The sequence below is a fragment of the Paraburkholderia sp. Ac-20347 genome, from assembly GCF_017104805.1.
GTDB classification, from domain to species: domain Bacteria; phylum Pseudomonadota; class Gammaproteobacteria; order Burkholderiales; family Burkholderiaceae; genus Paraburkholderia; species Paraburkholderia tropica.
Map to the genome: position 1 here is coordinate 12,665 of NZ_JAAGPN010000089.1, position 19,836 is coordinate 32,500.

At 65.1% G+C, this 19,836-nt stretch carries 16 protein-coding genes; 8 read left to right on the forward strand and 8 right to left on the reverse strand.

Translation table 11 applies throughout. The annotated features are described in order from the left end of the window. The first annotated feature begins 42 nt into the window (after window positions 1-42). The 3 genes from G3N97_RS18150 (at window position 43) to G3N97_RS18160 (ending at window position 3,308) form a co-directional block, all read left to right on the forward strand. Complete coding sequence (locus G3N97_RS18150) at window positions 43-756, forward strand: ABC transporter permease (RefSeq protein ID WP_065063791.1); 714 nt, start codon at window positions 43-45, stop codon at window positions 754-756. Window positions 757-772: 16 nt separating this feature from the next. Further along, entirely contained in the window at window positions 773-1,555 is a 783-nt protein-coding gene (locus G3N97_RS18155; protein WP_205994482.1) for an ABC transporter ATP-binding protein, read from the forward strand. A 604-nt stretch (window positions 1,556-2,159) separates the two neighbouring features. Continuing rightward, on the forward strand, window positions 2,160-3,308 hold the full coding sequence (locus tag G3N97_RS18160; RefSeq protein WP_205994483.1) for a porin: 1,149 nt from the start codon (window positions 2,160-2,162) through the stop codon (window positions 3,306-3,308). 177 nt (window positions 3,309-3,485) lie between these two features. Here the strand turns inward: G3N97_RS18160 and G3N97_RS18165 are convergent, their stop codons facing one another. Continuing rightward, entirely contained in the window at window positions 3,486-3,824 is a 339-nt protein-coding gene (locus G3N97_RS18165; RefSeq protein WP_035527352.1) for a P-II family nitrogen regulator, read from the reverse strand. A 91-nt stretch (window positions 3,825-3,915) separates the two neighbouring features. Beyond that, the gene (locus G3N97_RS18170) at window positions 3,916-6,006 is read right to left on the reverse strand and encodes an NAD(+) synthase (protein ID WP_205994484.1); all 2,091 of its coding nucleotides are present in this window, start codon (window positions 6,004-6,006) and stop codon (window positions 3,916-3,918) included. A gap of 301 nt (window positions 6,007-6,307) precedes the next feature. Between G3N97_RS18170 and G3N97_RS18175 the strand changes: the two genes are divergently transcribed. Next, window positions 6,308-7,480: a GNAT family N-acetyltransferase gene (locus tag G3N97_RS18175; protein WP_205994485.1), complete on the forward strand. Its 1,173-nt coding sequence runs from the start codon at window positions 6,308-6,310 to the stop codon at window positions 7,478-7,480. Between the two features lie 25 nt (window positions 7,481-7,505). Here the strand turns inward: G3N97_RS18175 and G3N97_RS18180 are convergent, their stop codons facing one another. From G3N97_RS18180 to G3N97_RS18190, 3 genes are read right to left on the reverse strand one after another with little or no spacing between them, the layout of a single operon-like run. Then, on the reverse strand, window positions 7,506-9,269 hold the full coding sequence (locus G3N97_RS18180) for a M48 family metalloprotease (protein ID WP_205994486.1): 1,764 nt from the start codon (window positions 9,267-9,269) through the stop codon (window positions 7,506-7,508). Beyond that, window positions 9,266-9,652: an SH3 domain-containing protein gene (locus G3N97_RS18185; RefSeq protein WP_205994487.1), complete on the reverse strand. Its 387-nt coding sequence runs from the start codon at window positions 9,650-9,652 to the stop codon at window positions 9,266-9,268. The genes G3N97_RS18180 and G3N97_RS18185 overlap by 4 nt, the downstream gene beginning before the upstream one ends. 50 nt (window positions 9,653-9,702) lie before the next feature. Continuing rightward, window positions 9,703-11,364 (reverse strand): CHASE2 domain-containing protein, encoded by a 1,662-nt coding sequence (locus G3N97_RS18190; RefSeq protein WP_205994488.1) that lies wholly within the window; start codon window positions 11,362-11,364, stop codon window positions 9,703-9,705. A 219-nt stretch (window positions 11,365-11,583) separates the two neighbouring features. Between G3N97_RS18190 and G3N97_RS18195 the strand changes: the two genes are divergently transcribed. Continuing rightward, complete coding sequence (locus tag G3N97_RS18195) at window positions 11,584-11,919, forward strand: GIY-YIG nuclease family protein (protein WP_205994494.1); 336 nt, start codon at window positions 11,584-11,586, stop codon at window positions 11,917-11,919. An 80-nt stretch (window positions 11,920-11,999) separates the two neighbouring features. Here G3N97_RS18195 and ppa read toward each other — a convergent pair whose 3' ends face one another. Further along, a complete protein-coding gene (gene ppa, locus G3N97_RS18200) occupies window positions 12,000-12,527 on the reverse strand; it encodes an inorganic diphosphatase (RefSeq protein WP_065063761.1) in 528 nt (175 codons plus the stop codon). Window positions 12,528-12,851: 324 nt separating this feature from the next. On the opposite strand from ppa, the gene G3N97_RS18205 reads away from it, so the two are divergent. The 3 genes from G3N97_RS18205 to G3N97_RS18215 all read left to right on the forward strand — a co-directional run bounded on the left by G3N97_RS18205 (window position 12,852) and on the right by G3N97_RS18215 (window position 16,574). Next, window positions 12,852-14,291, forward strand: a complete 1,440-nt coding sequence (locus G3N97_RS18205) for an aldehyde dehydrogenase family protein (RefSeq protein WP_205994489.1) — start codon at window positions 12,852-12,854, stop codon at window positions 14,289-14,291. Window positions 14,292-14,334: 43 nt separating this feature from the next. Next, a complete protein-coding gene (locus G3N97_RS18210) occupies window positions 14,335-15,093 on the forward strand; it encodes an SDR family oxidoreductase (protein ID WP_205994490.1) in 759 nt (252 codons plus the stop codon). Window positions 15,094-15,254: 161 nt separating this feature from the next. Continuing rightward, window positions 15,255-16,574 carry an MFS transporter gene (locus G3N97_RS18215; protein WP_205994491.1) on the forward strand — a complete coding sequence of 440 codons (1,320 nt, stop codon included), beginning with the start codon at window positions 15,255-15,257 and terminating at the stop codon, window positions 16,572-16,574. Window positions 16,575-16,657: 83 nt separating this feature from the next. Here G3N97_RS18215 and G3N97_RS18220 read toward each other — a convergent pair whose 3' ends face one another. Further along, window positions 16,658-17,857 carry a heme biosynthesis protein HemY gene (locus tag G3N97_RS18220; RefSeq protein WP_205994492.1) on the reverse strand — a complete coding sequence of 400 codons (1,200 nt, stop codon included), beginning with the start codon at window positions 17,855-17,857 and terminating at the stop codon, window positions 16,658-16,660. Window positions 17,858-17,859: 2 nt separating this feature from the next. Further along, a partial coding sequence (gene hemDX, locus G3N97_RS18225; protein ID WP_205994493.1) for a fused uroporphyrinogen-III synthase HemD/membrane protein HemX occupies window positions 17,860-19,836 on the reverse strand: 1,977 nt, incomplete at its 5' end.

The following is a 19,836-nucleotide window of genomic DNA, read 5'->3' on the forward strand; positions in this document are numbered from 1 at the left end:
ACTTAGCCAGAAGACAAGACAAGGCCAACGACAATGCAAGACCTGATCCAGCTGATCCAGCAATACTGGCGCAACTATCTCTACACCGACGGCTATCACTTCACGGGCGTCGCGATCACGGCCTGGCTGCTGGTGATTTCGATCGGCCTCGGCTTCTGCCTCTCGGTGCCGCTCGCCGTCGCGCGCGTCTCGAAGAAGAAGTGGCTCTCGGGCCTCGTGTGGCTCTACACGTACATCTTTCGCGGCACGCCGCTCTACGTGCAATTGCTGCTCTGCTACACGGGCCTCTACAGCCTCGAGATCATCCGCAATCACGAGCTGACGAGCGCGTTCTTCCGCAGCGGCATGAACTGCACGCTGCTCGCGTTCACGCTCAATACCTGCGCGTACACGACCGAGATCTTCGCGGGCGCCATCAAGGCGACGCCGTACGGCGAGATCGAGGCCGCGCGCGCCTACGGCATGAGTCCGTTCACGCTGTATCGCCGCGTGATCCTGCCGTCGGCGCTGCGCCGCGCACTGCCCTACTACAGCAACGAAGTCATCCTGATGCTGCACGCGACCACCGTCGCGTTCACGGCGACCGTGCCGGACATCCTGAAGATCGCGCGCGACGTGAACTCGGCGACCTACCAGTCGTTCGGCGCGTTCGGCATCGCCGCGGTGCTGTACCTGATCATTTCATTCACGCTCGTGTGGCTGTTCCGCCAAGCCGAGCGCCGCTGGCTCGCATACCTGCGACCGCAAGGCAAGTGAGCCAACGAGGTCTTTGATGAATTCCCAGAAGCAGAAACTTTTCGTCGATTCGATCCACAAGCAGTACGGCGACAACGAAGTGCTCAAAGGCGTCTCGCTCAAGGCGAACGCCGGCGACGTGATCAGCGTGATCGGCTCGTCTGGCTCCGGCAAGAGCACGATGCTGCGCTGCATTAACTTCCTCGAGCAGCCGAACGCGGGCCGCATCTTCGTCGACGGCGAAGAAGTCATCACGAAGGCCGACCGCCGCAGCGGCGCGCTCGTGGCCGCCGACGTCAAGCAGTTGCAGCGCGTGCGCACCAAGCTCGCAATGGTGTTCCAGCACTTCAACCTGTGGTCGCACATGACGGTGCTCGAGAACGTGATCGAGGCGCCCGTGCACGTGCTCGGTCTCTCGCGCAAGGAAGCCGAGGACCGCGCGCGCGTCTATCTGGAGAAGGTCGGGCTCGCGCCGCGCGTGGAGAAGCAGTATCCGTCGCATCTTTCGGGCGGCCAGCAGCAGCGCGTGGCGATCGCGCGCGCGCTCACGATGAACCCCGATGTGATGCTGTTCGACGAACCGACGTCGGCGCTCGACCCCGAGCTCGTGGGCGAAGTGCTCAAGGTGATGCAGCAGCTCGCCGAGGAAGGCCGCACGATGATCGTCGTCACGCACGAAATGGGTTTCGCGCGCAACGTTTCGAATCATGTGATGTTCCTGCATCAAGGCCGCGTGGAAGAGGAAGGCCTGCCCGCCGAGGTGTTCTCCAATCCGAAGAGCGACCGTCTGCGCCAGTTTTTGTCGGGCAGTCTGAAGTGATGACGCGTTTTGTAGTCGACCGGTAGTCGACTACATCCGCTTCAACGGCGATGTAGTAAAAGTAGTATTTCAAGGCGCTTTCAGCGCCTTTTCTTTTTTGCGGCGCAACTCGCCTCTCCCCCCCGAAAATCGCCTCCAAAAACGCGTTTTTCGCATTACTCCTGCGTCCTTCACGCGTCAATAGTGGCAATCCTGAGGAGCCCCCTGTCTGATCCGTGTGTCCCTTGTCCGATAAGGATTTAGGCATACTTTTCAGACTTGGGTGACCACCATCCAGGAAGGCCATATGGCAATTTGACGACACCCGGCGGCGCCCGCGCGATTTCGTTCGCCACCGTCCACCTTTTTTGCTAAATTAGTAACCAAAGTAGCAAAACAAACTTCTTTAAAAGTAGTTTCACTTCAAATAAGAACGGGAGATGCCAGTCAACCAGGGGATCTGCATGACGACTCGATCAGGTTGTCCTGCTCGCATCGTTTCCGTACGCCGATCCTCCGGGTCACACTCCCTTTACGCGACCGTTTCTGTCCGCAGCACCCCGAAGGCGCGCGGACGTCTTTCGCAGTACTAAGGTTGACTCTTTGACAGGGTATGGAGGAGAAGATGAAGAAAGCATTGCTCGCCGCAGCATTGATGTCGGCTGGCGTCGTGGCGCATGCGCAAAGCAGCGTGACGCTCTACGGCCGCCTCGACGCAGGTGTGGCGTACATGAACGGCGTCGGTGCCGGTTCGGGCGCAAACGGCCAGGCTACCCATGGCACGAGCCAGGTTCAGCTCGAAAGCGGCTACTGGGGCACCAGCCTCTGGGGCATGAAGGGCGTTGAAGACCTCGGCGGCGGCAACAAGGCACTCTTCCAGTTGGAAGGCAGCTTCAGCACGGCAACGGGCGCAGGTCCGGGCAACGGCGGCCTCTTCAATCGCTGGGCAACGGTCGGTATGTCGAACGACAACTACGGTACGCTGCTGATGGGCCGCGAACTGATGATCGTCAACGGCATTTGGGACTTCGACCCGTTCGGTCAGTCGAACTGGTCGTCGGCATCGATGGTCCGTGGTCGTAACTGGCCGCAATCGAGCAACAACATTTCGTACCAGTCGCCGAAGTTCTACGGCTTCGACGTGTACGGCCAGTACTCGTTCTCGAACGCAACGAACTGGAACGGTAACGGCACGACGTCGCAAGGCCGCCAGAACGGCATCCAGCTGACCTACACGAACTCGCTGTTCCAGGTTCGCGGTATCTACGACGAAATCCGCAATCCGGCCAACGGTACGCTGGGCGGCACGTACGACCAGACCAACGCAGACAACGTCTCGCAAGGCGTCTTCGCCTACTCGCGCGACTACATGGCGATGGTCAACGTGTTCCTCGGTCCGTTCAAGGTTCAGGGCGGCTACGAAGCCGTTCGCTCGTCGGGCATGACGGGTCTGGCAATCGGCCAGCCGAGCACGCTCGATCACGAGTGGGGCGGTGTGACGTGGCAAGCCACGCCGGCTGCCGCGCTGATCGCTGCGGTCTACCACGTCAACGCGAACAACGGCGGCGGCAACGCCACGCTGTACACGATCGGCGGCTCGTACAACCTGTCCAAGCGCACGCTGCTCGACCTGCAGGTCGCCACGGTGCAGAACAGCAAGTCGGCCAACTTCGGTCTGAACGCCAACAACTACGGCGACTCGGCTGCCACGGGCAACCCGCTGCCGGGCCACAGCCAGACCGGCGTGTACGCAGGCATCCAGCACTCGTTCTAATTCCGGACGAGTGTAGACAGAACAGCTACATCGACGTTTTCACGCTGCTGCGAGAGGCGCGTATCGGTGCGGTGTCCGAAAGGGTACCGCACCGTTTTTTATTCCTGGGCGACCTTCGGGCCGCCCTTTTTCTTTGCGGGCGTCACGCTGTGACGTGACGCCCGTGCGGACGATCAATCAGACGGCCGCTTCGTTCTCTTCGCCCGTGCGGATGCGGATCACGCGCTCGACGTCGGTGACGAAGATCTTGCCGTCGCCGATCTTGCCGGTGCGCGCCGCGCCGATGATCGCGTCGATCACCTGGTCGGTCTGCGCGTCGGCGACCACGACTTCGATCTTCACTTTCGGCAGGAAGTCGACCACGTATTCGGCGCCGCGATACAGCTCCGTGTGGCCCTTCTGGCGGCCGAAGCCCTTCACTTCGGTGACGGTCAGGCCCGTGAGGCCCACTTCGGCGAGCGCCTCGCGCACTTCGTCGAGCTTGAACGGTTTGATGACGGCGGTAATGCGTTTCATGGCGATCCTCGTTCGGTATCGGTTACGTAGGTTTCGTATCCGGTGACTTGCGGTAAATGGGCAATAAATCGGGCAATGACTGGGCGTAATTTTACGCCGCCGGCTCCTGCGCGGGCACGCGCTCCAGATCGGCGAGCCAGACGACCGATTCCGAATCGCTCGGCGCGCGCCAGTCGCCGCGCGGCGACAACGAGCCGCCCGTGCCGACCTTCGGCGCGTTCGGCACGCAGCTGCGCTTGAACTGGCTCTGGCGGAAGAAGCGGTCGAGGAAAATCCGCAGATTGCGCTTGATGGCCGCCAGATCGTACTGATTGCGCGCGACCTCGGCGTTCTCCGGCCACGCGCCCGTCTCGCGATCGCGCCACGCGTGACGCGCGAGGAACGCGACCTTCGCGGGCGTGAAGCCGAAGCGCAGCGTGTAGTAGAGATTGAAGTCCTGCAGCTCGTACGGTCCGATCGTGCTTTCGGTCTTCTGCTCGGGCGCGCCGTCCGACTTGCCGGGAATCAGTTCGGGGCTGATGTCGGTGCCGAGAATCGCTTCGAGCACGTCGCGTCCGCTCTCCCCGTTCTGGCCGATCTGGCCGGTTTCCGCGACCCAGCGCACGAGGTGCGTGATGAGCGTCTTCGGCACGCTGGCGTTCACGTTGTAATGCGACATGTGATCGCCGACGCCGTAGGTGCACCAGCCGAGCGCGAGCTCGGACAGATCGCCCGTGCCGATCACGATCGCATGATTGAAGTTCGCGAGACGGAACAGATGATTCGTGCGCTCGCCCGCCTGCACGTTTTCAAACGTGATGTCGTAGCTTTCCTTGCCTTCCGAATACGGATGGCCGAGGTCTTCGAGCATCTGCATGCAGCTCTTGCGGATGTCGATTTCGCGCGCCGTGCAGCCCACGAGGCTCATCAGCTCGCGCGCCTGGCGCAGCGTGCGTTCGCTGGTCGCGAAGCCCGGCATCGTGTACGCGAGGATGTTCGCGCGCGGCAGCTTGAGGCGGTCCATCGCCTTCGCGCAGACGAGCAGCGCATGTGTGGAATCGAGCCCGCCCGACACGCCGATCACCACCTTCTTGATGTTGGCCTGCGAGAGACGCTGCACGAGCGCCTGCACCTGAATGTTGTAGACCTCGTTGCAGCGTTCGTCGCGGCGCTTCGGATCGGCCGGCACGTACGGGAAGCGTTCGACGCGGCGCTCCAGCGCGAGCGTTTCCTGCTGCCACGGCGCGGTGTCTTGCGCATTGCCCACGGCGCATTCGATCACGCGGAACTTCGCGATTTCGTCGGCGTGACGGCGGATCGAATCGCCGAATGTGGTCTGGCGAATGCGCTCCTGCTGCAGGCGCTCCAGATCGACATCGGCGTAAATGATCTGCGAGTCGTCGAAGAAGCGCTCGGACTGCGCGAGCAATTCGCCGTTTTCGCAGACGAGCGCCTGACCGTCCCACGCGAGGTCCGTGGTCGATTCGCCCTTGCCCGCCGAGGTGTAGAGATACGCGGCGAGGCAGCGCGCCGACTGCTGCGAAACCAGTTGATGGCGATACCCCGCCTTGCCCACCACCACGTTCGACGCCGACAGATTCACGAGCACCGACGCGCCCGCGAGCGCCGCGAACGACGACGGCGGAATCGGCACCCAGACGTCCTCGCAGATTTCCACCTGGAAGCGCAGGTCCGCGACCTCCGGCACGTCGAACAGCAGCGCGGCGCCGAACGGCACGTCCGCGCCCGCGATGCGCACGCTGTCGACGCTCGCGCTGTCGGCGGCGCTGAACTGGCGCGGTTCGTAGAACTCGCCGTAGTTCGGCAGATAGCTCTTCGGCACGATGCCCGCGACGCGCCCGCCCGCCACCACGGCGGCGCAGTTGAACAGCGAATGCCCGACGCGCAGCGGCAAACCGACGATCATCGCGAGCGGCAGCGTCTTCGAGGCCTCGGCGATCTGCGCGAGCGCGTGTTCGCAGGCGTCGAGCAGCGCCTGTTGATGGAAGAGATCGTCGCAGCTATACGCCGACAAACCGAGTTCCGGAAACGCGACGAGCACCGCGCCCTTCGCCGCCGCCTCGCGGGCGAGCGCGAGCGTCTGTTCGGTGTTGAAGACGGGATCGGCCACGTGGCAGCGCGGCAAGCCCACGGCCACGCGCGCGAAACCATGCGAGTAGAGATTGAAGAAGCGCTCTTTCATGTCGATAACCTTGGGCTCTTGAGGCAGTCGGCGCGCGCGGCGCCTGGCAAGCGAATGGTGAGGTTCGGGCGAGGTTCGGGTACGGTTCGTGCCGTCCGCGCGGAACGCTCGCATTGCGTGACGACGGCGCAACGACGGCAGCGGCACGATAGCGGCGGCGCGCCAGCGCTCACCCGTTCGGAGGGTTTGCTTTACCATGACCGCTTGCCGCGGCGCGGCGAAACCGGCGCATCCGCGCCGCGACAGGCCGAAACCCTCGCCGCCCGCCTCCCACCTCGCCACGCCAGAACGGGCACGCAAGTTGAAAAAGGAACATTTCGATTATCGCACGGGCATTCTCGGCTCACCGGCCGAGATCGACGCCGCCGAATGGAACGCGCTGCTCGCGCGCCAGGCGCAGCCGACGCCCTTTTTGCGCCACGAATTCTTCACCGCGCTCGACGCCACGCGCTGCGCCACGCCCGACGCGGGCTGGGCGCCGCAGTTCGTCACGCTCACCGACCCGCAAACGGGCAAGCTCGCCGCCGCCGCGCCGGTCTATCTCAAGGGTCATTCGTACGGGGAATACGTGTTCGACTGGGCCTGGGCCGACGCCTACAAGCGCAACGGCCTGGAGTACTACCCGAAGCTGCTGTGCGCCGTGCCGTTCACGCCGGTGCAAGGCACCCGCCTGCTGGCCGCCGATGAAACCGCGCGCCGCCATCTGGCCGCCACGTTGCTCGCGTTCGCGGAGCAGGCCGAAGTCTCGTCGCTGCACGTGCTGTTTCCGCCGGAAGACGACGCGCGCGCGCTCACCGACCTCGGCATGATGCAGCGCGAAGGCGTGCAGTTTCACTGGCTCAACCAGGGTTATCGCGACTTCGACGATTTCCTCTCGACGCTCGAACAGAAAAAGCGCAAGAACATCCGCGCCGAGCGCCGCAAGGTGCGCGACGCCGGCGTGACGCTGCGGCGCGTGCGCGGCGAGGACATCCGCGACGAGGACTGGCGCTTTTTCAGCCGCTGCTATCGGCAGACGTACCGCGAGCATTTTTCGTCGCCGTATCTGAACCTCGATTTTTTCCGCATGATCGGCGCGTCGATGCCCGAGAACCTGCTGCTCGTGATCGCCGAATACGAAGGCAAGCCGATCGCCAGCTCGCTCGTGGTGTATCAGCGCGGCGCGGACGGCCGCGGCGGCACGCTCTACGGCCGCTATTGGGGCGCGCTCGAACACGTGCCCTGCCTGCACTTCGAGACCGCGTACTATCAGCCGCTCGAATTCTGCATCGAGGAAAAACTCGACGTGTTCGAAGGCGGTGCGCAAGGCGAGCATAAAATGGCGCGCGGCTTCATGCCGACCGTCACGCGCTCGGCGCACTGGCTCGCGCATCCCGCGTTTGCCGACGCCGTCGCGCGCTTTCTCGACAGCGAGACGAATCAGATTCACGCCTATATGCACGAGTTGAACGAGCACAATCCGTTTCGGGGGTGAGCCCGCTCACCCCTCGCCCAATCGGCTACTGCTTGAACCACCGATGAGAAACGTTATCCACAATGATCTTCGCGTGCGCGTCGGTTTTCGCCTTGATTTCGGCAAGTTCAGCCGGCGTCATGCTGGCATTCGAACAGGCCGCCCGATAGTCGGCATACTTCAGGCCACACGTTGCGGCCATCTGTTTGCCCAGCTGGACCTCACCACTATCGCGATAGAACGCGATCATGTCCGGCCACGTCTTGGGCGCCTCGCCAAAATACACGAACTGCGACTCCAGGAACGAACGCGCCTGGGCGCGATTGGCCGCCAGCATCGCGTCAGCCAGCATGACCTGAATGCGCCATGAGCGCTCCGGCGATTTCAGATTGCGCGCGAAGATCTGCGTAGGTTGCTCACTCGAGCGCGCATGCGACAACGCGAGCGCATTGACGAGATAAAAGTCGGGCGCGGCGTCGTTGGCCGTTGCGCCCGAAGCCGCCTTCTGCGCCAGGCGCCACGCATCGGTATACCGATGCTGAGCCTCCAGCATGTCGATGTCCGCCAGCATCGCATAGTGCGCAAGCACCTCCTTCGTACGCCGCTGGCTGCGCGCAGCTTCCCAAGGCGCGACGATCGCCGGCGGACGCTTGCCCGCGATGAGCGGCGCGACCGCCTTGCTCAAATCGTCCTCGCGCGCGGCGCCCTCGGGGTGCGTCTCGCGCAGCGATGCCATGCCCTTCGAGATGGCATCGTCGAGCATTCGCTGTGCGTCGAAAGCGCCGGTATTGAGGCTCACCTGGCCTTGCGCGAGCATGTCGTTGAGCTTGGCAAGAGCATCGTTGATCCCCTGAAGCGCGGGTGCAGCCCCCGACGACGGGCGACTGGCATTTGCAGTCTGTACAGCGGAAGACGCGGGCGAAGCGGACGTCGCGGACGACGGCACGGCCGCGGCCGCTGCCGTGCCCGGTCGAACCGCCCCCGGGATCTTCGCAAGCGTGTCAGTGCGGATCTTCTCGCGCGCCGCGTCATCCTGGGCCCGCTGTAACTGCTCTTCGCGCGTGCGCGCCGCGGCATCGTAGCTATCGACGCGCTCCAGAAACGCCTTGAAGCCGTGAATGTACGAGTAGCCGCAGTGCAGGCTTACGGTTGCGCCGAACAGATCGGCCTGCTCCTCAATGCTGCGCTGCCACGCCGGAAGCAGGACGGTCATGCCCACGCTCTGCACCAGCGCGATCTTGTCGAGTCCGTTCCAGCCGTGGTCGGCGACCTTGCGATTCACGTAAGACCACGTAACCCCCGCCAGAAGTGCGGACGTATTGCCCGCATTGCGCACGTCGTAGACGGCGTAGTGATTCAGAAAAATATGGCCGTATTCGTGCGAAAGGATTGCAAAAATCTCATCTTCCGACTCCGCCGACATCAGCCAGCCAATCGGCAAATAGATATTGCCCGCCGCCGTCGAACTCGCGTTGAGCGATGTGTCAGCCGTGACGTGAACGGTGACGGGCCAGTCGGTAGTCTGTGTGGCCACCTTGATTTTCAGCAGCAGGCCGTTGAGATAGTGCTCCATCTCGGGCATAGACACGAGCCCATAGGCATCGGCGCGATGGTCGTTGAGATCCTGCTTCGCGTCGGGCCAGGTATGCGGCGGCGGCGGCGGCAACTCACCCGCGGTCTTCACAACCACCTTGTCGGGCGCGCCTGGCGCGAGCGACACCAGAGCCGGTGGCAGCGCAAAATTCGTACAGGCAGAGAGCGCGAACGCGGCGACGCCAAACGCCGCGCGGCACGTAACCCGCGCGCTCATCGGCAGCGGTTCGTCGACGCCCCGAGGTCGGCTGCGATGACCGCGCCGCCCGCCGAGCGTTCACAGGCTGCCTTGACGGCCAGGTTCGCGTGGACAGTCATCGAATCGATCCAATAATCCTTGCCGTCGATCTTCACGCGATAGAAGTCATCGCGCGATTCAAGCACCGTCCACGGCAGCCCGCTCGCATGTGTCGAACTCGCGGGCTGCGCGGCTGCGGGCGAAGCGTACAGGGGGAGCGGATCGACTTTTACGCTGACAATCGACTGATTGCCCGCAGCCAGTGCGCTCGCAGCCGACGCGACCGAGCCAAGCGCCAAAGTGATTTGAATCGCACGTGCCACGCTCCGGCGCAGGTGTGTCGAGTTGAGGCTGTATTCCATGGTCATTCCCCGTTTTGCGTGATGCAGTGATGGACACTGTCGTTACGTTTTTATGAGTCGTCGCGATGAGACATTGCGCTGGTCGGATCTGATCGTCGTGATGCCAGGGTGTCGTCGATACTTCGGCCCTGCTCGCAGCTTGCCGTCGGGAGCGGGAGCACACGCCAGCGCAGCGCGCGCCTGAGCGCCCGACGAGACGCCCGCCACTTTGCGGTAATACGGCGGGCTGCGGAACGTTCACGTGGCGCAGCCCCAAACAACCATTCGACGAGTCGTTCATTCCACTCGAACCACTCCGCTGCTAACGCGAACACGGCGATATCGACGATGCTCAGATATCCGATGTTCAGCCACGCGCCGAAGCAAAGGAGTGCCACGACAAGCACGAGCGAACCAGCAATTTCGATCGCGGACCGAATCAGCCAGCAGCCAGCCTCACGCAGCAGCATGACTGCGTCGGCGACGGTCAGGCTCAATCGTCTGTGCTCCATATCCTTGCGCGCGTAGTCCTTCAGAAAGCGCACGATCACCACGGATATCAGGCTGCCGGCGATCAGTAGCAGGAGCTTCAGGTTGTCGGCGTGGAGGTTCAAACCGAACGTCGCTGCGTGCTTGTAGTTGTCGCCGTAGTGATCGAGGTTGTCGAGCGCCATGGCGTGCAGATAAACGCCGGGTATGCGCCCGTGAATCGGTGAATTGATGTAGTCGTTCGAGAACTGCCGCGCAGTGCCGATCATGACGACCCGGTCCTTGAGTGTGTGCTCAAGAAACGTCTCGCTGTCGTCGCCCCCGTTGGACAGGTCATAAGCGTAAGCGGTGTCGTGGAACACGCAGATCGGCTTTTCCGCATCGCCGAAGCGCGCATTACGAACGCCGAATGGCGCCATTTCCCACCATCCATGATCAGGGCGGCAGTACGAACTTGCAGCCGCACCGGCCTCCTCGCCCCCCTTTGCGCCTTCTCTCGCTTCGGCCTCATCGACGACGAGCCTTCGCAAGCCGTCTTGCGAAGGCGTGAGGCCCCACGACAACGCCATCAACCCAGCGGGCGTCGCAAGCGGACGGGAAGCAAAGGCATCGTGAATGGCCAGGGCGGCGCTCGGTTGCGGCGGTCCGACTGCCCCTTGCTGTTCGAGCGGGTAAGACCAAGCGACCTTGTCGACCGCGTCTGGCTGATAAGTCACCGCAACCGGTTCGAAGCAGCGCCCGCGCAGCTCTTCAAGTCCGGGACGCACACGCAACGCGCCGTCCGGACCCGGGGTTGCCGCCAGATAAACTTTCGTGCCCGCCGCTTGCAAGGCGCATAGACGCTGCGCGAAAGCGTCGAACGTGGGGTCAGGACGGAAGTCCCGAAAGACAATATCGAGAAAAACGGCGCGCGGTCGATAGATCTCGACGCCGCGCAGCAAGCGCGCGTAGTAGCCATAGCTCGCGGGCCACGTTTGCCCTGCCTGCGCGAGCGAGGTGTCGTCAATCAGCAGAACCGAAATGCGCTCGCGCGCGCCTGCGCCATAAGCTTGCCCCGCAAGCGGCGCATACAGACTTGCCGCCTGGCGGGTCGCGAACTCCTCGCCAAACAACTGCGGTAAAAGCAGCGCGCCCACGATGCCAAGCGCAATCGCGAAAACGGCCTTCCATTTCGTGCGATGACTAAGCAGAACCGCGCGCGCAGGCTTTGCGGATCCGCCGGTTCCCCGTGCCGGTCGATTCATTTTTTGTTCTTCACGACGTGTTCCGGACTTCGCGCCTGATCCACCTCATCGGCACGAAAGCCGCTCTCGACATCATTACGGCAGGCATCGCGCGAACTTGAGCCCGCGTCGCACGCAGGATTTGCTTATGCGCAAATCCTCGCGCCGCTCACGACACGCTTAGCGCAAATGTCGATCTATGGGACACTCACGCTCCTTACCCAGCTTGTTCATCGCGACATGCCGCACGCTACGCCGTGGTTTCTCTACCTGCTCGAATGCGCCGACGGCAGCGTCTACACGGGCATCGCCATCGACGTGGCCGCGCGTTTTGCGCAGCACGCCGACGGCACGGGCGCGCGCTACACGCGCTCGCGCAAACCCGTGCAGGTGCTCGCGCAATTCGAACTCGCCGATCGCGCGAGCGCCTCGCGCGCCGAGTACTGGGTCAAGCGCCTCACGCCGCGTGAGAAGCGCGCGCTCGCGGCAGGCACACGCACGCTTGAATCGGTGCTGCCGCCGGTGCCGGTCGAAGCGCCCGCAAGCGACGAACCAGAAGCCGAAGCGCCCGCTTGAAGCAAAGCCCGCCGCGCCCATGAAAAAACCGCACGGCCTTGCGACACGTGCGGTTTTTTTACAGCGAAGAATCGCGACGCTTACTTCTTGGCGTTCGCGAGGCCTTCGGTGATTTCCTTGTGAGCGGCTTCGATGCCGACCCAACCTTCGACCTTGACCCACTTGCCCTTTTCGAGCGCCTTGTAGTTCTCGAAGAAGTGCTTGATCTGGTCTTTCAGGTACTCGGGCACGTCGTCGAGCGTCTTGATGTTCGCCGTCATCGGGCAAACCTTGTCGTGCGGCACGGCGATCAGCTTCGCATCGACGCCCGACTCGTCCGTCATCTGCAGCATGCCGAGCGCGCGCGAACGCACGACCGAGCCGGCCAGCAGCGGGAACGGCGTGATCACGAGCACGTCGACGGGGTCGCCGTCGCCCGAGAGCGTCTGCGGAATGAAACCGTAGTTGACCGGATAACGCATGCCGGTGCCGACGAAACGGTCGACGACGAGCACGCCCAGATCCTTGTCGGCTTCGTACTTGACCGGATCGCTCTGCGCCGGAATCTCGATGATCACGTTGAAGTCGTGCGGCAGATCCTTGCCGGCGGGGACATTTGCGAAGCTCATGAGCGCTCTCTGAGAGAAGGGGAAAAAAGCGACGGTTCACGCGGGGCGAGCACGGGGCTCTCGCGCGAGGCGTGCCGGTGCGAAACCGGACGTCACAGGTTCGCAGCATTATAGCCAATCGGCTGCGGCGTCCGGATGAAGCCCGGATGAAGCGTCTCCTGAAAACCCACGCGTGTGCCGCGATTGGCGCGATAATGGCCCGGCAGACCGGCGCTCGCGCACGCAACGCGCGGCGCCTGCCTGCTGATGGCCTGATGCTGGTCGTACGTGTTTTCGTCTTGCGTTCCCTTCCCTCGTTTCATCCCCTATTTACGAGGCGCATGCATGGAAGAAGCGAAGCATTTCATCGGCGGCGCGTGGCGCGCGCCCGCCAGCGGCGAGACCCTCGCCGCGCTCGATCCCTCCACCGGTCAACCGTTCGCGCAACTCGCGCGCGGCAATGCCGCCGACATCGACGCCGCAGTGCAGGCCGCGCGCGCCGCGTATGAAGGCATCTGGGGCGCGCTCAGCGCCGCCGAACGCGGACGCCTGCTGTTCAAGCTCTCGGGTCTCGTCGCGCAGCATCAGGAAACGCTCGCGCAACTCGAAGCGCAGGACACCGGCAAACCGCTCAAGCAGGCCCGCGCCGATGCCGCCGCGCTCGCGCGCTACTTCGAGTTCTACGCAGGCGCCGCCGACAAGCTGCACGGCGAAACGCTGCCCTATCAGCACGGCTACACGGTCCTCACGATCCGCGAACCGCACGGCGTGACGGGCCACATCGTGCCGTGGAATTACCCGATGCAGATCTTCGGACGCAGCGTCGGCGCCGCGCTCGCGACCGGCAACGCCTGCGTGGTGAAGCCCGCCGAGGACGCCTGCGTGTCGCTGCTGCGCGTGGCGGCGCTCGCGCAGGAAGCGGGCTTTCCGCCCGGCGCGCTCAATCTCGTCACCGGGCTCGGCCACGAGGCGGGCGCGGCGCTCTCGGCGCATCCGGGCATCGACCACATCTCGTTCACGGGCTCGCCGCAAACCGGCAAGCTCGTCGCGCAGGCCGCCGCCGAACATCACGTGCCGGTCACGCTCGAACTGGGCGGCAAGTCGCCCCAGATCGTGTTCGCCGACGCCGACTTCGACGCCGCCCTGCCCGTGCTCGTCGCCACGATCGTGCAGAACGCCGGGCAGACCTGCTCGGCGGGCAGCCGCGTGCTGATCGAGCGCAGCGCCTATGCGCCGTTACTCGACCGGCTCGCGGCCGCGTTCGAAACGCTGCGAGTCGGGCCCGCGAGCGCCGATCTCGACTGCGGTCCGCTGATCAACGAGAAACAGCGGCGACGCGTGCGCGACTTTCTCGACGAAGCGCAGCGCGACGGCATCGCCGTGGCCGCGCGCGGCACGCTCGACGCCGCCGCACCCTCCGGCGGTTTCTACGAAGCGCCGACGCTGCTGCGCGACGTGCCGCCGCAAAGCCGTCTCGCGCAGGAAGAGGTGTTCGGCCCCGTGCTCGCCGCCATGCCCTTCGACGACGAAGCCCAGGCGCTCGCGCTCGCCAACGGCACGCCCTACGGCCTCGTCGCGGGCGTGTGGACGCGCGACGGCGCGCGCCAGATGCGCATCGCGCGGCGCGTGCGCGCGGGCCAGGTGTTCGTCAACAACTACGGCGCGGGCGGCGGCGTCGAACTGCCGTTCGGCGGCTCGCGCCAGTCGGGCCACGGCCGCGAAAAAGGCTTCGAAGCGCTCTACGGCTTCACCGTGCTGAAAACCATCGCGCTCAAGCACGGCTGACGCTACACCGTTTTTCATCGCTGATAAAAAATTCGGAGACAGCATGCGACTCACAGGCAAGACGGCCGTCGTGACGGGCGCCGGTTCGGGATTCGGCGAAGGCATCGCCAAAACCTATGCGCGCGAAGGCGCGAATGTCGTCGTCAACGATCTGAACGCCGAGGCCGCGCAGCGCGTGGCAAGCGAGATCGAGCACGCGGGCGGCCAGGCGATCGCCGTACAAGGCGACATCACGCGCGAAGCCGACTGGCACGCGCTGCGAGAAGCCGCCATCGGCCGCTTCGGCAGCGTGGAGATCGTCGTCAACAACGCGGGCACCACGCATCGCAACAAGCCGGTGATGGAAGTCAGCGAAGCGGAATTCGACCGCGTTTTCGCCGTCAACGTGAAAGGCCTCTACTGGAGCGTGCGCGCGTTCGTGCCGCATTTTCGCGAGCGCGGCGGCGGCGCGTTCGTCAACATCGCCTCGACGGCGGGCATCCGGCCGCGACCCGGACTCGTCTGGTACAACGGCAGCAAGGGCGCGATGATCGTCGCGAGCAAGGCGCTCGCCGCCGAACTCGGCCCCGACCGCATCCGCGTGAACTGCGTGAATCCCGTGATCGGCGATACGGGCCTCACCGCCGAATTCATGGGCGTTCCCGATACGCCCGAGAACCGCGCGCGCTTCGTCGCGACCATTCCGCTCGGGCGCTTCTCCACGCCGCAGGACGTGGCCAACGCCTGCCTCTATCTGGCCTCCGACGAAGCGGCGTTCATCACCGGCGCGTGTCTCGAAGTCGATGGCGGCCGCTGCGTCTGAACCGCGTCACGCCGCTTTCGCCTCGCTCGTAAGTGCTTGACGCATGAGTGTTTTCCCGCGCCGCCACGCCCCGGCGGCGCGGCTAGAATGATCGTGCTTGACCCCGGCATACCCGACGCACAAAACACGAATAACAGCCGACACACGACATTGGAGACACCATGGCCAGTCCAGCGAATCCCCTGCCGCATGCGAGCGCGGGCGCGCCGCCTTCGGCGTTCGAAGAAGCCACTTACCGCAAGGTCGCCTGGCGGCTCACGCCGCTCCTGATGCTCTGCTACGTGGTCGCGTATCTCGACCGCGTGAACGTCGGCTTCGCCAAGCTGCAGATGAGCGCGGCGCTCAGTCTCTCCGATGCGGTCTACGGCTTCGGCGCGGGCATTTTCTTCATCGGCTATTTTTTGTTCGAAGTGCCAAGCAATGTGATCCTGCATCGCGTGGGCGCGCGCATCTGGATCGCGCGCATCATGGTCACGTGGGGACTCGTGTCCATCCTCACGATGTTCGTCACCACGCCGACGATGTTCTACGTGATGCGCTTCCTGCTCGGCCTGTGCGAAGCGGGTTTCTTCCCCGGCATCATTCTCTATCTGACCTACTGGTATCCGGCGCACCGGCGCGGCCGCATGACGACGTGGTTCATGACGGCCATCGCGCTCTCGGGCGTGATCGGCGGTCCGGTGTCGGGCTGGATCCTCAAGGCCTTCGACGGCGCGAACGACTGGCAAGGCTGGCAGTGGCTGTTTCTGCTCGAAGGGCTGCCTTCGGTGATCGTCGGCGTGGTGGTGTTTTTCGTGCTCGACGACCGCATCGGCAACGCGAAGTGGCTCACGCCCGAGGAACGCGCGCTGCTCGAACGCAACATCGCCGCCGAAGACGCGACCAAGGAAGATCCGCCGCTCGTCACCGTGCTCACGAGCCCGCGCGTGCTGCTCATGAGCCTCACCTACTTCTCGTTTGTGATGGGTCTGTACGGCGTGAGTTTCTGGCTGCCGACCATCATCAAGGCGACGGGCGTGAAGGACGCGCTGGCGATCGGCCTGCTCTCGGCGATTCCGTTCGCGGCGGCGGTGGTCGGCATGGTGCTGGTCGCGAAGAGCGCCGACCGTCGCCGCGAACGCCGCTGGCACATCGCGATTCCGGCGGCCGTGGGCGCGCTCGGCCTCGTGCTCTCCGTGACATGGGCGCACGACACCGCGCTCGCGATGGCCGCGCTCACGCTCGCGACCTTCGGCATCCTCACCACGCTGCCGCTGTTCTGGAGCCTGCCCACGGCGTGGCTCGCGGGCACGGGCGCGGCGGCGGGCATCGCGCTCATCAACTCGATCGGCAATCTCGCGGGCTTCCTGAGCCCGTACGCCGTGGGCTGGCTCAAACAGGCGACCGCCGCCAACGACTCCGGCATGTACATGCTCGCGGCGTTCATGATCCTCGGCGGGCTGCTCGCGCTGTCGGCGCCGAAGACGCTGGTCGATCGATAGACATGCTTCGATAAAAGAAAACGGCCGCTAGCAGCGGCCGTTTTTCGTTGCAGCATGCGCTGCGATAACGCACGAACGGAAGATCACACCACGTTCATCGACATCGCGCTTTCGCGATAGTGCGTGGCGGCCTTGTCGGCGTCGCCGAGCTGCTCGTGCAGACGCGCGAGCGTGCGATGCGAGCGGATCTTGAGCGGCTCGTTGTTGCTCGCGTTGGCCGACTTCAGCGCCGCCTCGAGGAACGACTGCGCCTTGCCCCACAACTGCTGCTTCAGGCACAGACGGCCCAGCGCGAACAGCAGGTCACCGTCATCGGGACGCTCCTTGCGCCACGCCTCGGCCTTCTGGATCAGCGGCAGCGCGTCGTCGCCGGCCGTGTCCGGATAGCGGCGCAGCAGGCGCGCGTCCCAGTTCTGCGCAAGCGCTTCCTCGACGATCTTGCGCGCGTCCGCCTGACGCTCCAGCGCGATCAGCAGTTCGGCCGCGCAATCGGCCAGACGCGGCGAATGACGCTCGATCGGCGAGAGCGCGTGCCAGAGTTCGAGCAGCGCGTCGGCGTTATGACGACGGTCGCGCAGCAGGTTCTCCGCCGCGAGCTGACGCAGACGCACCGCCACGGCCGGATGCAGCGCCTCGCGCTTTTCCAGCGTCTTCACGAGCTTGAGCACTTCGCTCCAGTTCTTGAGCTGCTGCTGCGCACGCAGCGCGATCTGCTGCGCGTGAATGCGGCGGCCGCCCTGCGAGCGCATTTCGGTGAGCGCGGCCAGCGCGCCGTCCGCATCGCGGCCGTCGGCGCGCATGTCGGCGGTTGCCATCAGACGCGCTTCCTGCAACTCGGGGTCGTCGACCTGCGTGAGCCAGTCGTCGCGACGCGCGTACTCGTGCAGACGATGCGCGGCGTTCGCGGCGATCAGGCCCGCGGCGCCCTTGTTGTTGTCGTCGGCGAGCGAGTCGCGCGCGGCCTTCTCGGCACGCGAGAAACGACCCGCATAGAGATTGCCGATCGCGTCGCGCAGCGCCGAATGCGCCTTTTCCTTGCGCGCGCGTGCGCGGTACGCGGCCACGCGGCGCGGCATCGTCACGACGTTGCGCACGAAACGCAGGATCGCGTAGAGCAGCAGAAACGCCACCACGACGCCGACCACGAACAGATTGAGCGAGACATCCACGCGATACGGCGGATAGACGAGCAGCACCTGCCCCGCGTCGAAACGGCCGACGGTCGCGAGCGCGACCGCCACGACGAACAGGAGCGCGAGCCAGAGAAGTCCACGGATCGCCATGCTTACCCCCGGCTCTGGTATTGCTGCAGCGCCTTCAGGCTCGTGTCGAGCGTGGGCAGCGCGACAGCGGTCGAGCCCGCGTCCACCTGCTTGAGCAGGTCGCGCACGTTCTGCGTTTCTTTCGACGCGCCGTCGAAGTAGCGCGCGAGCGTTGCGTCGGCGGCGGCGAGATCGGACTTGAGCGTGGCCGGATTGCGCGAGAGCAGCGACAGACGCGCCGACAGCAGGCGCAGCTTCAGGTTCTCGCGCATGAAGTAACCCTGATCGGGCGAGACGAGCATGGCGTCGGCGTTGTCGATGCGGCGCACCTGCACGAGGCTCGCGATCTGCTGGCCGATGCCGTGCACGAAGGTGTCGAGCCACGCCTTCCAGCGCGGCTCGCCGGTGGCGGCGGCCGTCACGGCGACGTCGGCGGGCGCGGCGGCTTCGGGCTTCGTGTGCGCGACGAGCGCTTCGCCCGCGAGCGGCAGCGCGTCGATTTCGGCGAGCGCGGTGTCGAGCTTGATGGCGAGGCCGGCGAGGTCGGTGGACGGCGCGGCCTTGAGCTTGTCGATGTCTTCGGCGATGGCCTTGCGCACGGCGAGCGCCTGCGGGCTGGCCGACGCCGCGAGGCGCGTGTCGGCGCTTTGCAGCGCGAACAGCGCGAGCTGCGTGTTGCCGGTGAGCTGGAGCTGCTCGCTCGCGCTCGACAGCATCTGGCCGACTTCGGCGAGCGTCCAGTCGTCGCGGTTCTTCGCGAGGTCGGCGTATTGCTGCGAGAGCGCCTGCTGCGAGTTCTGCGCGTCGGCGATCTTGCCTTCGAGCTGCGCCATCTGCTTGTCGATCTGCTGTGCGCTCGACGCGGCCTCGTCGGCGCGCGCGCGCAGAGCGGCGGTCTGCTGATCGGCGCTCTGCTGGCGCTGCGCGAGCGAGGCGTCGACGCGGTCGAGCTTGCGGTTGAGCGCATAGCCGCCGCCCGCCGCACCCGCCGCGAGCAGCACGACCACGAGCCAGAGGATCGCGGTGCTGCCGCCGCGACGCGCGCCGCCGTTGCCGGCCGGCGTCAGCGGCGCCGACGAATAGGACGACGATGCGGAAGACGCAGCAGACGACGCAGGCCGCGCGCTCGCGGTCTGGGCGGCCGGTTTCGATGCCGTCGGAGAAGCGGTTTGCGAAGCGCCTGCCGAAGCGGCGCCTTGATTGGGAACGTGGCTGGAATCGTTCGAATCAGTCATGCGTGGTTGTGCCGGCGGCGAGGCCGGGGTGTTCTGAACCGGTTGAGCCGCCGAAAGCGCGGCTGAAGAGAGATCGGAAGAAACCGTGCTGGCCGGCGCGGATGCGGCAAGCCCCAGCAGCGTCTCGACGATGCGCTCGTCGCCCGCGCCGGACACCGTCATCCTATCAAAACCCAATCCGCGCGCCGTCTCGGCAATACGCGGATGCGGCGCGACCAGTTGCGCGTGGCGCAGCTCGACGATCTCGCCCGCCGTGAGGTGCTCGCGCGCGAGTTCGTCGAGATTGCGCACGCCTTCCGAGCTGGTCACGAGCCACGCGTGCGGCGCGCCTTCGAGCAGCGTGTGAACCGTCGCCCACGCGCCCATCGGCGGCTCGGGCACGATGCGGCGGTAGGCCGCGACGGCCTCCACTTCCGCGCCCGCTTCGCGCAGACGGTCGGCGAGCCATTCGCGCCCGCCGTCGCCGCGCACGATCAGCACGCGCTTGCCCGCAAAAGCGTTCTCGCCGAGCTCCTTTTCGAGCGCGGCGTAAAGCGATTCCGAGTCGAAGCGCGCTGGCTCCTCGTCGGCGGAACCGGCCGGGCTGATGACGCGATGCGCGGGGGCGCTGACGCCGTGGCGCGCGAGCGCGGCGACACTCGCCGGACCGACCAAGCCGACGGGCAGCGCGTGCGGCCAGATCGACGAGATCGAGCGGTAGCACTCGCACGCGCGGTCGACCGCATTCGGCGAAAAGAACACGACGAGCGCATAGCGGTCGAGCGC